The following is a 13,149-nucleotide window of genomic DNA, read 5'->3' as shown; positions in this document are numbered from 1 at the left end:
ATGGGAGGTACAGTAAATGGGCAAGGTATTTGACGAAAACAGTATTTTACTAAATCAGAGTTTTGATCATAAGGTAGAGGCAATTAAAGCAGCAGGTCAGATGTTGATTGACAGAGGATGTGTAGAGCCGGAGTATATTGACGCTATGATCGAGCGAGATGAAAAAGTGTCCGTCTATATTGGAAATGGAGTGGCAATTCCTCATGGTGTTGCAGGATCTGAAAAATATATTAAAGCGTCCGGTGTTTCCTTTCTTCAGGTACCGGAGGGAATCAGCTTCGGAGATGGAAAAGATGCGTATATTGTGATTGGAATCGCAGGCGTCAATGACGAACATCTGGACATTTTAGCAAAATTGGCAATTACCTGCTCTGATCTTGATAAGGTGGAAGAACTGCGGACGGCAGAATCCAAACAAAAGGTACTAGATATCCTTGCAGACGTTTAAAAATCAGAAAAGGAAGCAAGACATTCACAGCTTTTGGAAAAAAATTCAGAAGCTGTGGATTTTTTTTATCATATATCATAAAATGCTCGGCAGAATGCGGCAGTTGGAGGAGGCTTTGTCCACTGTGAGAAGAAACAGGTAATCTTGACAATTACATAGAATTCCTTATAATAAAATGTAAACTGGTTATAATTATAACTGTTTTAAAAGAAAGTATTTAGAAGGAGGAATGATAGTGTTGGTAAGGACAACGGATATGCTGTTGATGATACGAGGACTGGAAAAACTATATGATCAATGCATCGAGAAGGTCCGAAGGGATCATCAGCTTTCTCATATGGAAATTAAAATTATCAGTTTTCTTTATAACAATCCGGAAAAAGATACGGCGGCAGATATTGCGGAACTTAGAATGCTTCCTAAGGGAAATATTTCAAAAGCAGTTGAAAGTTTGATTAAAAAGGGGTTATTGTATCGAATACCGGATCAAAAGGATCGAAGAAAAGTTCATCTTGGATTGAGAGATTCTGTAAAAGATATGGCAGCAGAGATTGATCTTGCAAAAGAACGATATGAGCGAAAAATTTTTCATGGAATCTCAAAAGATGAGCTGGAACTATATTTTAAAGTCAACAGTCAAATTCTGAGCAATACACTGCAGGGACTGAAAGGGGAAGAAAATGAATGATCGAGATTTTTTAGGTACAGAGCCGGTAGGAAAGCTTTTGGCAAAGCTGGCGTTTCCTACGGTGGCAGCGCAATTAATTAATATGCTTTACAATATTGTGGATCGAATTTATATTGGTCATATTCCGAAGGTGGGTGCATTGGCATTGACCGGTGTGGGTGTATGTATGCCTTTAATTTTGATTGTATCGGCGTTTGCCGCTTTGGTAAGTAACGGAGGAGCGCCGAGAGCAACAATTTTTATGGGAAAGGGAGATCATGCGTCTGCGGAAAAGACGTTGGGCAACTGTTTTTGTACGCAGATTCTCGTATCCACACTCTTAACCGTAATTCTTCTCATTGGGAATCGAAGCTTTTTAATGTCTTTTGGAGCCAGTGCCAATACCATTGAGTATGGCGTAGCATATATGAACATTTATGCAATAGGAACCATTTTTGTTCAATTAACTTTGGGAATGAATGCTTTTATTACAGCACAGGGATTTGCAAAGACAGGAATGCTGTCTGTATTAATTGGAGCAGTGGTAAATATTATTTTAGATCCGATTTTTATTTTCGGTTTCGGAATGGGGGTAAGAGGCGCTGCTTTAGCCACCGTTTTGTCACAGGCTATGTCCTGCATATGGGTTCTTAGCTTCCTATTTGGAAAGAAAAGTCATTTGAAGATTAAAAAGAAATATTTGAAGTTAGAAGCAAAAATTATTTTGCCGAGTTTAGCTCTCGGCGTTTCTGTCTTTATTATGCAGGCAAGTGAGAGTATCATTTCAATTTGCTTTAATTCTTCTCTTTTAAAATATGGGGGAGATGTGGCGGTGGGGGCTATGACGATTTTAACCAGTGTTATGCAGTTTGCAATGCTTCCGCTTCAGGGATTGGGTCAGGGCGCTCAGCCGATCATTAGTTATAATTACGGAGCCAAGCAGGTAACGAGGGTAAAGGATGCATATAAGCTGCTGTTGAAAGTAAGTATGTTTTATTCTACTCTCTTATGGCTTTTTGTTATGGTCTTTCCAAAAGGATTTGCCGCAATTTTCACATCCAACAGCGAATTGCTGCAATTTACACAAACTGCTTTGAGAATTTATATGGCTGCAGCCCTTTTATTTGGAATTCAATTGGCATGTCAAATGACATTTACTTCTTTGAGTAATGCAAAAGCTTCGATTATTGTGGCTGTTATGAGAAAATTTGTTCTTCTCATTCCTTTGATTTATATTATGCCGCAGATTATGAGAGAAAATCAAACGAGAGCAGTCTATATGGCAGAACCAATTGCAGATGTTCTTGCAGTGACCTTTACAGCAATTTTGTTCTTTTTTCAATTCCGCAAAGCGCTGCGTCAGATTTCTTAAATCAGTGACAGGAAAATTGACAAGTATGTGAATTTCCTCTAAACTGAATTTAAATGATAGAATAGGAGAAAACAGGAATGATTGGTATTATTGGTGCAATGGAAGAAGAAGTCAGTCAGCTGATTGAGGCCATGGATCGGAAAAAAATCACCCATCGGGCAGGAATGGATTTTTATCAAGGAGAGCTGCAGGGAAAGCAGGTGGTGGTTGTTCGGAGCGGAATCGGAAAGGTCAATATGGCGGTATGCACACAGATTTTAGCAGATTGTTTTGAAGTTACACATCTGATCAACACAGGCGTAGCAGGAGGACTTTATAAAGATATTGAAATCGGAGATATTGTCATTTCCGGTGACGCTGTTCAGCATGATGTGGATGCCACGATATTTGGATATCAAAAGGGAGAAATTCCAAGAATGGATACATCGTATTTTCAGGCAGATCAAAATCTGGTGACTGTTGCAAAAGAAGCGTGTGAGAAAGTAAATCCTGAGATTCATTGTTATGTTGGAAGAGTGGTGAGCGGAGATCAATTTATTTCGGATAATGAAACAAAACATGCGCTTATTCGCCAATTTGACGGCTATTGTGCAGAGATGGAAGGAGCCGCAATGGCTCAGACAGCCTATTTAAATGAAATTCCGTTTCTCATTGTGCGCGCAATTTCCGACAAAGCGGACCAGGAAGCGGCAGGAAGTTACGAAGAATTTGAAAAAGCGGCAATTAAACACATTGTTCGGCTTATTTTTGGAATTTTAGACAGACTTTAGTCTAACTTTGTAGGAGGGTTTCTCTTAAGTTTCGATGTCATTACTTTTATAATTAGGATACAAAGAATTATAAAAGGAGATAGTGATATGGAGATGTTAAGAGAAACTTTTTTTATTCAGGGGCTAATGGCTTCGGTTTTTATTGCAGTGGCTGTGAAATTGCTTGTCTGGAGAAATTATCACAGACTATTTGTGTCAACGGAAAATATGGACAGGCCGAAGCGTTCCTGGATTGGAACCTTAAAGAAGAAATTTGAAAATTATTACACGCTGAATGCAAATGTGAAAAATGCAGGCTGTATTGTGGATAAGTATTTTGAAGCCCATAAGATTCTGGGGATAAATTCGATGCTTTTGGAGCAAATACCGGGATTTTGCGGAATTCTTTGTGTTCTTCTTGGTTGTATCGGTGCAATTCGGGGGATTTCAATGAATACAGATATTAATTTCTGGGGAAGAAGTCTGATTTTAAGCGCTGCATTTGGAATCGGAATTTTTATGTTGGATTATTTAACGAGAATGGATCATATGAAAAGGATGATTCGGATGAATCTTATTTATTATTTGGAGAATGTGCTGCCAAATCGAATCGACAAGAATTTATCCAAACAAAGCAGGGTCAAATGTGAGGAAGTTCAAAAAGGGAAACAGATGGAGAAAGAGAAAGAACAAACACGGCAGATTGCCGGGCATTGGGAGCAAATTGCCAGTGCCAAGGAGCTTTCTCTGACGCCGGAGGACATACAAACTTTGAAAGATTTTATCAATGACTTATAAATTGCGGAGATCCTTAATAAAATAAGAAAAAAGGATATTTGTATATGAAGCGTACGATCATCATAGTGGCTACGGCAGGTGTACTGATGCTTGGAGGCTGTTCCAGGCAGCAGAAGGTGCAGAATACCGAAGTGAAAAAAGAACAGGTGGAGGAGACGGTTAGTGAGGGAGCAACGGAAACTCAACGTTGGTGGCTGAAGAGAAATGAAGATCATAAGGTCCCGGAAGTTTCCGATAAAATTGACCTTTCTGAATATGACGCATATTATGCAGACCCAAAGCCCGGAAAAAAGAAATGTGTTTACCTGACCTTTGACTGTGGCTATGAAAATGGCTTTACGCCGAAAATTTTGGATGTTTTGAAGAAAAATAAAGTTCCTGCAGCGTTTTTTGTGACAAAACCATTTATTCGTGAGGAACCGGAACTGGTGAAAAGAATGAAAAAAGAGGGGCATGTGGTTGGAAATCATACCGTACATCATAAGAGTATGCCGTCTCTGTCTGATCGGGATAATAAACAGGAACTAATCGACTGTGCAGAGTTTTGTAAAGAGAAAACCGGGTATGAAATGGACCCTTTTATTCGTCCTCCCATGGGAGAGTATAATGAAAATACATTAAAGCTCACACAAAAAATGGGATATAAAACCATCTTTTGGAGTATGGCATATGTTGATTTTGATGTGAACAAACAGCCGGGAAAGGACTATGTAATCAAGCATTTTCAGGACTATATACATAACGGAGCGATTCCTTTGATGCACAATGTATCCCAGTCCAATGCAGAGGCTCTTGATACAGTGATTAAAAATTTAAAAAAGGAAAAGTATGAATTCCGTTCCCTGAAAAAATTAGCAGACTATTGAAAGACTTTTACTTGTTTGGTAGAATCAGTACTGGAACAAAATAGAGTATCAACGAAGATATATGACAGGAGAAAGCATGAATAAAATTGCGCAATTTCATAAAGTGAGTTTGGAACAGTTTGCATTGGATTGGAAGGATACATTTCCAGATGCTTCACAGGAGATGATTCAGGAAATTTATGATCAGATTTTGCTGCCTCGAAGGGCTACAAAAGGATCTGCCGGATATGATTTTTTCAGTCCGATTGATTTTTCTTTGGCTCCGGGAGAGACGATCAAGATCCCTACAGGAATCCGGGTATTTATTGAGGAGAATTGGGTGTTGAATATTTTCCCGAGGAGCGGTCTGGGATTTAAATTCCGGCTCCAGATGAATAATACAGTTGGAATTATTGATAGTGATTATTTTTATTCCGATAATGAGGGGCACATTTTTGTTAAATTGACCAATGACAGCAATGAAGGGAAAAAAGTTTCTGTAGCCAAAGGTACGGGAATGGTACAGGGAATTTTTATGCAGTATGGAATTACCATTGATGATGAAGTCACTGAGGTGAGAAACGGTGGTTTCGGAAGTACAACCAAATAAGATAGAATCGGCCGGAGTCTTGGGGGGACTCCGGCCTTTTATGTAAGAGAGATTGGATATAATGAGATATTTTTTAGTGGCCCTCCCTAAACCTTATATTTTGGGAACTATAGGGCAAGGGTTTGTTAATTTTATGTTATTAATAGTTTCTGTTGTGATAATAATTTATCACTCAATCTCTCTTACACTTAGTAAACCGATTTTTTCGGAAAAAAGGGAACCAAATTTCAAAAAAAATTAAAATTTTTTTTGAAATAAGAGATTTTTATGTGGGGAAAGTGTAAAAATTTCTAAAAAACGTCAAAAAGACAGGAAAACCTGCCTGTGTGAAAAGTTTTGACGAGTAAGGATCTTAAAATAATTGGTTAAATGATGTCAAAGATATTAGTATTTTCTTTTATAGGTAAAGGTATCGCTGTTTACCTTAGCTCCGCCTTTGGACTTATATATTGTTACGGTGCTATGTACGCGGTAAGTATAGCCTTTGGAAACGAAATAACTTCGGCTATATCCATGAATACTGGTATCACCATGTGTGCCGCTAGTCAGAGTATGCCAGGAGCCGCCGGAATAGCGCTGGAGCTTCATTGTAATTTTAGAATAGTAGGAATCTTTGCTTGGAATAACACTGGTATAAAAAACAGCTTCTCCTAATGTTTCAAAGGACAGACCGATTGTTACATCCTCAAATCCTGCCCAGCTATCTGCAGCGGAAGCGGAAGAAACAGAGGAAACAAATGTAATTGCGCAAATAGAACAGAGAGCAATTGCTTTACGAAGTCTTTTCATAAAAAAATCCTTTCCATCCTTACTGTGCTCTTAACAGTTTCCGGATAGAAAGGAGGAAAAAAATAAGACCTAAAAAGGTCTTACTAAAACTTATTTCGCTAGTTTTATATTTTGGGCAATTTTAATCATCTCATCTTCGGATAAGGAGGAAATAATATTAAAAATACTTTTGTTATGATACCATAAAAGACGGTTTTTATCGCCAGTTATGCAATAGTAGGATTTAGAATTTTTTGTAATTTCAGAGTAACCATCGTTTATTAAATTAGTATAACTATCGTACTTTTGATCGGTTTGAATCTTTATATAAATGTAGTCATTAATTTTTGAATTTTCATATTTATAAATCTGTTGTTTTTCTTTATATAGATATTGCTTTTTGGTACATTTGTATCCATCTGGCATATATCCAAAAATAAAATTAATCTTTTCTTTAGAATTTTCTTGGACATTAACTTTAGTTTTGCTGCCATTGCTGTTTTTATTAAAGACAAAATTTAATACAGGTTCCCGCACAGCTTGAATATTCATAGCTGCAGCAGATCCCACACCAATGACGGCAACTAAAATTACCGCTATTTTTTTTCCGAACCGCATGTTCTCTTTTCTGGCTTCCTTTTTGTAAGCTTCTTTGAACATCCGATTCATCTTCTCATCAAATTCTTTGGAGGGTTCCAGTTCTGGAACATCTTCACATTTTTTAATCTCATCATCTATGTACTGCCGGCCACCATATTCGATGATGTGATCTAAAAGTTTTTCTTGCTCGCCGACGATTTTTTTATCCTGATCACTCATAGAAAGTCCTCTTTCCGAAACATTTTCCTAAGTTCCTTTTTGGCTACAGATATCCTTTTCTTTACAGCGCGTTCCGAGATACGAAACATATCTGCAATCTCACGGTTTTTAAAACCATATACATAATGAAAAATCATAATGTCGCAAAGTTCTGGTTTCAATTTTGAGAGTTTATCTTTGGTAGATTGAAGATTGATAAAACGGAGATATGCATCTTCCGGGTCTGCCAGATCATAGGATTCTAAGCCATCTTCATAGTTTAAAGGCAGATGAGCATTTTTCTCTTCTTCCGAAGCAATCGTTCTCATGACATTTCTAAGAATTGCAAAGAGAAAGAAAAGAGCTTCATCTTCCGGTACATTTAAAACTGCTGTGGGGTAAAGAAGTACCCTTTCAAATACTCGCTGTACGGCATCTTCAGCAGTGCTCTTATTGGAAGTATACTGAAACGCCGAACAATATAATCTGCTGGAGTATTCCTGATACAAATGAGCTATGTATTGTGTAATTTGCCTCCCGGAGGGGCCTGATGGCTGTCCTTTCATAAAACAACTCCTCAAATGGTAGTATAACTCATGTGGACAAGATGTTTACCATGTAGTTTAAGTATAATAAAATTCCGTCACTCTGTAAATGATTTCAAAGAAAAAAATGAAAATAATGGGACAGTTTCGTCACTGCGTTTTTCAAAGCTCATGACGGAGCGGTCATAAAATATTTGTCATTCTTCGATGACTTGAATTTCAAGAAAATCGAAATCAATATCCTCTACAAAACTGTCTTTTGTGAAACGAGTTTTTGCATGGAGAAGAAATTCCTGCTTGTTATTTTCCAGCCAGAGAGGTTTTGAGAGATCAAATTCATAACAGATTTCCTCCAAAGCCTGATAAACTTTGCGGGTACGATTGAGGTCATTATCAATTGAGATCACAGTATCCTTTTGCAAACGATTTTCATAAAAAATTTTTCCCCACATCCGAAACATATAAATTCCTGCTTTCAAACCATAGATAAATACTTCTTTGGATTTAGTATAGAAGTATTTTTGTTTCTTGTAAAGCACATTTGATGTGTTATACTAAAAAAAAGAAGAAAAAGGGAGAAATTCATGAAATTATTGAAAAGATTGTTTTTGGATGGTTTGTCAGGAATGGCAATTGGATTATTTTCTACCTTGATTATAGGTACAGTTTTAGAACAGGCGGGCAGACTGATTGGAGGAGATGTCGGAAATACCATTGTTTTGATGGCGACCATTGCAAAAATACTTACCGGAGCAGGCATTGGAGTTGGTGTAGCCGGCAAATTGGGGGAGTCTGCGCTGGTATGCGCTTCGGCAGCAAGTGCAGGAATGATAGGAGCGTTTTCGTCAGAATTGGTAAAAGGCTCGATTCTTGTCAAGGGAACCATCGTTTTATCGAGTCCCGGTGAGCCTCTGGGAGCGTTTCTGGCAGCTTATGCAGGCATTGCAGTGGGGCGTTTCTTTGTAGGACGTACAAAACTGGATATTATTTTGAGTCCTATGGCTACAATTTTAACTGGAGGAATTGTCGGGATTACGGTGGGACCATATATATCCCAAATGATGAGACAGTTTGGAGAGTGGATTCTCTGGGGAACGGAGCAGCAGCCGTTGGTTATGGGAATGGTTGTTTCTGTTTTGATGGGAATGGCACTGACACTGCCAATTAGTTCCGCGGCGTTGGGGGTTATTTTGAATTTATCCGGAATTGCAGCGGGGGCTGCGACGGTCGGATGCTGTGCTCAGATGATAGGATTTGCGGCGGCAAGTTTTCGGGAAAACGGGGTTGGAGGGCTGTTGGCACAGGGAATTGGAACTTCCATGCTTCAGATTCCGAACATTGTGAGAAAGCCATGGATTTGGATTCCTCCGGTGCTTACCAGTGCGATTCTCGGCCCGATTTCTACGGTATTGTTGAAGATGACAAATAATGCAATTGGATCCGGTATGGGAACGGCTGGATTTGTGGGGCCAATGATGGCATATAAAACAATGATCGGACAGGGAAAATCACCAGTAACTGTGGCAATTATGATCTTAATCATGTATATTATTGCCCCGGCATTTTTAACCTATTTTATCGCAGAAGCAATGCGCCGTACTGGTATGATTAAATCGGGGGATATGAAGCTTGAGATTTAATGGCGATTGACGTTTCGATACCGGAGGAAATGAAAGACGCCAGCTCTACCACAACTTGAAGTCTGGTATTTTGAATGGTTTCTTCATTGGAATCAGAAATAAGATTTACAATTCCGGTGATCGACAGATGTCCGACGGGCGGAAGTTTTTTGGAAACTCCCTGTCCCGGAAACAAAGGCATCGGAGACAGTGTGATATATCCGATATGTTCCTGGCATCCCAGACAAGCATCAATGGCAATAATAAAAGGATCTTCATACGTATGATAAATTTTTTTCATTGTTTCTTCCAGATTTTGCGCATGAATTGGTTCACGCAGATTGCCGTAAACAGAATACAGACGAGAGCGATGCATTAAATAATGTCCCACCAAAGGTCCGAGACAGTCTCCGGTGGCACGATCTGTTCCGATACATACAATCACCAACGGCTGTCTCTTTTTACGGCGTTTCTTGATCTGATTTCTAAGATCACTCTGAAAATTTTGAAAATCGACAGTTTGTGCAGAATCGTAGTAGAATATTTTTTCTGAAAACAGCATATAGATCCTCCTGATTGTTAGATTCTCTTCCTAGTTTATACAAAAGAGAAAAAAGTATGTAGAAAAAAATTAGAATTCTTCGACGCGGTTTGATAAAAAATTTTCAATTCTTATGGTAAAGTCTCCTTGATATTAGAAGAAAAGGAGGCTTTTTTTGTGAAGACAGAGCAGCAGCTGCCAAAAAATATTCGGCAGATTGGGAGTCCGGTGGGACATACAAAGGTATATATAGAAGATTATGTGATTACTTTTCTGAATGCATTATCAATGGATAAGAATACATATGTGAGAGGCGCAATTTTATTTGGTGAGAAGAAAAATATCGGAAGTGATACGGTAATTTTTGTGCGCGGGGCAATCGAGGGACAAAATCTGGAGCTTGATTTAGAAGAAGCAGTGTTTGATGATAAAGTTTGGCGGGAAATCTATCAGGAAAAGGACAGGCTGTTTCCGGATCTTGAAGTCATTGGATGGGCTTTATCAAGAATGGGATTTTCTGTGCGGTTAAATGATAAAATTAAAAAAACTCATTTTGAAAATTTCCCCGGGGAGGGAAAGGTTTTATATATGATAGATCACCTGGAGCAGGAGGATGCATTTTATGTTTATCGGGGACAGGACCTTGTAAGGCAGAATGGATACTATATTTATTATGAACGAAATCCAATGATGCAAAATTATCTGGTAGAGAGAAATCAACAGCTCCGTGAGGCACAGTCCTATGAAAACATGATGGAAGCAAAGAGAGATGAGAAGCTTGTGCAGCAATTTCGTGAAAAAATTTCCCAGAAAGCAAAGAGCAGTCAGCGCAAGGGAACCGTGCGAAAGCTGTCATCTGCAGCGGCAGCAGCTCTGGTCATCGTGATCGGAGGTACAATGTATTATTATGGAAAAAATGATGGGACAATAGATTTTCAGGGGATGGTGCAAGGTGCAGTTGAGACAATGGGAAAAGGCGTGAGCAGTCAGATTGAGTCGGAGGATGAAACAATTCCGGATACCTTAGATACGGAAGCATCAACAAAACAGAAGGAAACGAAAACATCAGAATATAATACGAGCCAAACTGCCGCAGCCACAGAATCCTCCACTGCAACAGCTGTCACCACAGTGAATGAGACCGCTGCCGGAACTTATCAGACTTATATTGTAAAAAGGGGAGACACACTGGTTTCCATCAGCAGAAAAATGTATGGAACTCAGAAATTAGTACCTCAAATTAAGAGTGTCAATGGAATGACCAATGAGAATGAAATCTATCCCGGACAAAAATTAAAAATTCCAAATCAAGATTAAACAGAATATCGCCTCAAAGTGCTTCGCACTGGACGAGCTTTGCTCGATAAGGTATAATAACGTGTATTCAAGTAGCAAAAATGTTTTGGAATGGAAGGATGCTTATGGAACAAAAGACGAAATCGGGATTTTCACTTTACATTAATTCAAATGAAAATTTCCAGAATGCGATGTTTGTTCGAGAGAGGAAAAAGAAGTATCGAATTGGGCTGGCAATTGGATTGGTATTTATTTTAATTTGCGGATTTTTTGCATACCGCTATCGAACTTACCATCAATTAAAGGTTGTAAAATCAATTGCAAAGGATTTGACAGAATCTTTTCAATCGTTTGCATATAAAGATGGAACCATTTGCTACAGTGAGGATGGAATTTCCTTTTTGGATAAAGATGGAAAAGAGAAATGGAATCGTACCTACTCTTTTGATAATCCGATTGCTTCTTACTGTGGAGATTACATTGTGGTGGCATCGAAAAATGGGAATGAGGCAGTTCTTTTGGATGATGAGGGCCAGATGAAAAAGTTTAGTGCTTCGTATTCAATTGTCGATGTGGAAGTTGCCAAACAGGGGGTTGTGGCAATGAATCTGCAGGGAGAGAACGGAAATTATATTGAGTTATATGAAGCTGCAAAGAAAAAGCTTGTTAGTATTAAGGTAACGTCAGAGCAAAATGGATATCCGCTGGACATTGATTTATCATCGGATGGAGAAACGCTGGCAGTAAGCTATTTGGTAGTAGACGGAATTAATACAAAAAGCCGGATTGCTTTTTATAATTTTGGCGAAGAAGGGGAAGAAAAAGAGGATCAGTTAATCGGAGGGTTTGATTTTAAAGATACGGTGATTCCGAAAATACAGTTTATGGGGGACTCTACTGTGGCAGCAATCGGAGATAATCAGCTGATATTATTTAAAGTAGGAAAAGCACCAACAAAAAAGAATGAGATTTCATTTGATAAAAATGTAAAGAGTGTGGCAATTAATGATCAGCATATTGGAATTGTATTTGAAAATCAGAAAAAATCAGCGAAAGATAAATATGAAGCAAGAGTTTACAGTAAATCAGGTCGAAAGGTTATGTCCAAGGATTTTTCTTCAGAATATAATAAATTGCTGCTAAATGACGGAGAGATGATTTTAGCAGGAAATTATCATTGTTCGATTTTGAATTTTACAGGGCATGAAATGTTCCAGAAAGATTTTAAAAAGAGGATTTTAAATATTTCACCAACAGGAAAAAACTGCAGATATCTATTTTCGTACGAAGATAGCACACAATTAGTAGAAGTGCAGTAGAAATGGAGTACATATGGGACAAATAATTTTGGGTATTTTAGGATTATACTTAATTTTTCAGGTGGTTATGGGATATCGAAGAGGACTGATAAAAAGTATGCTCAATTTAGCAGCATGGATTTTAACCTTTGCGATTGCGTATCAGAGTGCGGGCTCGTTTCAGGGGATGGTTCTTAAGTATGCGCCGGAAATTCAAGGAACGATTTTAACAGATCAAATTGCATATTTGATAGCTTTTACCGTAATTGTAATTTTGTGTAAAATTATTTTTTCTATTATAATTCGGATAATTAACAAAATTAATAATATTCCGGGAGTAGGATTGATCAATCGGGCAGCCGGAGGAATTTTGGGGCTGGCAAAAGGTTTTTTAGTGATTGCTTTTGTACTGTTTTTTATTTCATTAATGCCGTATGTCGGTTTGAACCGACAATATCAGCAGGCGGTTGGAGGAAGTCCTATGCTCCAGCAAATGGTTCGGGAGAATCCAATTCAGAAGATGATGAAACAACAAATCCAATCTCAGGATTTGCTAAATATTAAAATCAAATAAAAGATAATGATACATTCCGTCGGAAAGATGAAAAATCTCTAAGGCGGAATGTTTTTTCTTTAGAATAAATAATAAGAAACATTTTCAGATATTCACAGCGTAATTATGAAAAAGAAGATGCATTTTGGGGTGTTTGGTGGGGAGAAAACTAAATTTTTTGAAATAGCAAAAAGGTGTTGACACTAATTTAAAATAGTGATAATATATAGAACGTTGCAAAT

The 13,149-nt window shown here is 38.1% G+C and carries 16 protein-coding genes; 11 read left to right on the top strand and 5 right to left on the bottom strand.

Annotated elements, in window-relative coordinates; translation table 11 throughout:
* Positions 1–16 precede the first annotated feature (16 nt).
* The 7 genes from AC27EF_RS11735 to AC27EF_RS11705 all read left to right on the top strand — a co-directional run bounded on the left by AC27EF_RS11735 (position 17) and on the right by AC27EF_RS11705 (position 5,489).
* The gene (locus AC27EF_RS11735; protein WP_487110971.1) at positions 17–448 is read left to right on the top strand and encodes a PTS mannitol transporter subunit IIA; all 432 of its coding nucleotides are present in this window, start codon (positions 17–19) and stop codon (positions 446–448) included.
* Between the two features lie 235 nt (positions 449–683).
* The gene (locus tag AC27EF_RS11730; protein WP_487110970.1) at positions 684–1,136 is read left to right on the top strand and encodes a MarR family winged helix-turn-helix transcriptional regulator; all 453 of its coding nucleotides are present in this window, start codon (positions 684–686) and stop codon (positions 1,134–1,136) included.
* Positions 1,129–2,487: an MATE family efflux transporter gene (locus AC27EF_RS11725; RefSeq protein WP_487110969.1), complete on the top strand. Its 1,359-nt coding sequence runs from the start codon at positions 1,129–1,131 to the stop codon at positions 2,485–2,487. Before AC27EF_RS11730 ends, AC27EF_RS11725 begins: the two co-directional genes overlap by 8 nt.
* A gap of 77 nt (positions 2,488–2,564) precedes the next feature.
* Positions 2,565–3,257 carry a 5'-methylthioadenosine/adenosylhomocysteine nucleosidase gene (locus AC27EF_RS11720; RefSeq protein WP_487110968.1) on the top strand — a complete coding sequence of 231 codons (693 nt, stop codon included), beginning with the start codon at positions 2,565–2,567 and terminating at the stop codon, positions 3,255–3,257.
* Between the two features lie 87 nt (positions 3,258–3,344).
* Complete coding sequence (locus tag AC27EF_RS11715) at positions 3,345–4,034, top strand: hypothetical protein (protein ID WP_487110967.1); 690 nt, start codon at positions 3,345–3,347, stop codon at positions 4,032–4,034.
* 44 nt (positions 4,035–4,078) lie between these two features.
* Entirely contained in the window at positions 4,079–4,900 is an 822-nt protein-coding gene (locus AC27EF_RS11710; RefSeq protein ID WP_487110966.1) for a delta-lactam-biosynthetic de-N-acetylase, read from the top strand.
* Between the two features lie 76 nt (positions 4,901–4,976).
* Positions 4,977–5,489 (top strand): dCTP deaminase/dUTPase family protein, encoded by a 513-nt coding sequence (locus AC27EF_RS11705; protein WP_487110965.1) that lies wholly within the window; start codon positions 4,977–4,979, stop codon positions 5,487–5,489.
* A gap of 384 nt (positions 5,490–5,873) precedes the next feature.
* On the opposite strand, the gene AC27EF_RS11700 is transcribed toward AC27EF_RS11705, so the two are convergent.
* The 4 genes from AC27EF_RS11700 to AC27EF_RS11685 all read right to left on the bottom strand — a co-directional run bounded on the left by AC27EF_RS11700 (position 5,874) and on the right by AC27EF_RS11685 (position 8,061).
* Complete coding sequence (locus AC27EF_RS11700; protein ID WP_487110964.1) at positions 5,874–6,278, bottom strand: hypothetical protein; 405 nt, start codon at positions 6,276–6,278, stop codon at positions 5,874–5,876.
* Between the two features lie 90 nt (positions 6,279–6,368).
* Positions 6,369–7,076 (bottom strand): DUF4367 domain-containing protein, encoded by a 708-nt coding sequence (locus tag AC27EF_RS11695; protein WP_487110963.1) that lies wholly within the window; start codon positions 7,074–7,076, stop codon positions 6,369–6,371.
* Positions 7,073–7,621: an RNA polymerase sigma factor gene (locus AC27EF_RS11690; RefSeq protein WP_487110962.1), complete on the bottom strand. Its 549-nt coding sequence runs from the start codon at positions 7,619–7,621 to the stop codon at positions 7,073–7,075. The genes AC27EF_RS11695 and AC27EF_RS11690 overlap by 4 nt, the downstream gene beginning before the upstream one ends.
* A 176-nt stretch (positions 7,622–7,797) precedes the next feature.
* A complete protein-coding gene (locus tag AC27EF_RS11685) occupies positions 7,798–8,061 on the bottom strand; it encodes a hypothetical protein (RefSeq protein WP_487110961.1) in 264 nt (87 codons plus the stop codon).
* Between the two features lie 123 nt (positions 8,062–8,184).
* Between AC27EF_RS11685 and AC27EF_RS11680 the strand changes: the two genes are divergently transcribed.
* On the top strand, positions 8,185–9,240 hold the full coding sequence (locus AC27EF_RS11680; RefSeq protein WP_487110960.1) for a PTS sugar transporter subunit IIC: 1,056 nt from the start codon (positions 8,185–8,187) through the stop codon (positions 9,238–9,240).
* Here AC27EF_RS11680 and yyaC read toward each other — a convergent pair.
* The gene (gene yyaC / locus AC27EF_RS11675) at positions 9,209–9,781 is read right to left on the bottom strand and encodes a spore protease YyaC (RefSeq protein ID WP_487110959.1); all 573 of its coding nucleotides are present in this window, start codon (positions 9,779–9,781) and stop codon (positions 9,209–9,211) included. The two genes, AC27EF_RS11680 and yyaC, sit on opposite strands and share 32 nt — an antisense overlap.
* A gap of 156 nt (positions 9,782–9,937) precedes the next feature.
* Here yyaC and AC27EF_RS11670 point away from each other — a divergent pair, with 156 nt between their 5' ends.
* The 3 genes from AC27EF_RS11670 (at position 9,938) to AC27EF_RS11660 (ending at position 12,928) form a co-directional block, all read left to right on the top strand.
* Positions 9,938–11,077, top strand: coding sequence for a LysM peptidoglycan-binding domain-containing protein (locus AC27EF_RS11670; RefSeq protein WP_487110958.1), 1,140 nt, complete (start codon positions 9,938–9,940; stop codon positions 11,075–11,077).
* A gap of 104 nt (positions 11,078–11,181) precedes the next feature.
* Positions 11,182–12,375 carry a DUF5711 family protein gene (locus tag AC27EF_RS11665; protein ID WP_487110957.1) on the top strand — a complete coding sequence of 398 codons (1,194 nt, stop codon included), beginning with the start codon at positions 11,182–11,184 and terminating at the stop codon, positions 12,373–12,375.
* 13 nt (positions 12,376–12,388) lie between these two features.
* Positions 12,389–12,928: a CvpA family protein gene (locus AC27EF_RS11660; protein ID WP_487110956.1), complete on the top strand. Its 540-nt coding sequence runs from the start codon at positions 12,389–12,391 to the stop codon at positions 12,926–12,928.
* Positions 12,929–13,149 lie beyond the last annotated feature (221 nt).

Source organism: Anaerostipes stercorihominis, assembly GCF_057535655.1.
Note: the sequence above shows the minus strand (reverse complement) of the source record. Positions and strands in the feature narration are given on the sequence as shown.

Coding starts and splice junctions, on each gene's coding strand:
- AC27EF_RS11665 (WP_487110957.1), top strand. CDS start 11,182: ATGGAACAAAAGACGAAATCGGGATTTTCACTTTACATTAATTCAAAT.
- AC27EF_RS11735 (WP_487110971.1), top strand. CDS start 17: ATGGGCAAGGTATTTGACGAAAACAGTATTTTACTAAATCAGAGTTTT.
- AC27EF_RS11690 (WP_487110962.1), bottom strand. CDS start 7,621: ATGAAAGGACAGCCATCAGGCCCCTCCGGGAGGCAAATTACACAATAC.
- AC27EF_RS11660 (WP_487110956.1), top strand. CDS start 12,389: ATGGGACAAATAATTTTGGGTATTTTAGGATTATACTTAATTTTTCAG.
- AC27EF_RS11705 (WP_487110965.1), top strand. CDS start 4,977: ATGAATAAAATTGCGCAATTTCATAAAGTGAGTTTGGAACAGTTTGCA.
- AC27EF_RS11695 (WP_487110963.1), bottom strand. CDS start 7,076: ATGAGTGATCAGGATAAAAAAATCGTCGGCGAGCAAGAAAAACTTTTA.
- AC27EF_RS11720 (WP_487110968.1), top strand. CDS start 2,565: ATGATTGGTATTATTGGTGCAATGGAAGAAGAAGTCAGTCAGCTGATT.
- AC27EF_RS11710 (WP_487110966.1), top strand. CDS start 4,079: ATGAAGCGTACGATCATCATAGTGGCTACGGCAGGTGTACTGATGCTT.
- AC27EF_RS11725 (WP_487110969.1), top strand. CDS start 1,129: ATGAATGATCGAGATTTTTTAGGTACAGAGCCGGTAGGAAAGCTTTTG.
- AC27EF_RS11700 (WP_487110964.1), bottom strand. CDS start 6,278: ATGAAAAGACTTCGTAAAGCAATTGCTCTCTGTTCTATTTGCGCAATT.
- yyaC (WP_487110959.1), bottom strand. CDS start 9,781: ATGCTGTTTTCAGAAAAAATATTCTACTACGATTCTGCACAAACTGTC.
- AC27EF_RS11680 (WP_487110960.1), top strand. CDS start 8,185: ATGAAATTATTGAAAAGATTGTTTTTGGATGGTTTGTCAGGAATGGCA.
- AC27EF_RS11685 (WP_487110961.1), bottom strand. CDS start 8,061: ATGTTTCGGATGTGGGGAAAAATTTTTTATGAAAATCGTTTGCAAAAG.
- AC27EF_RS11715 (WP_487110967.1), top strand. CDS start 3,345: ATGGAGATGTTAAGAGAAACTTTTTTTATTCAGGGGCTAATGGCTTCG.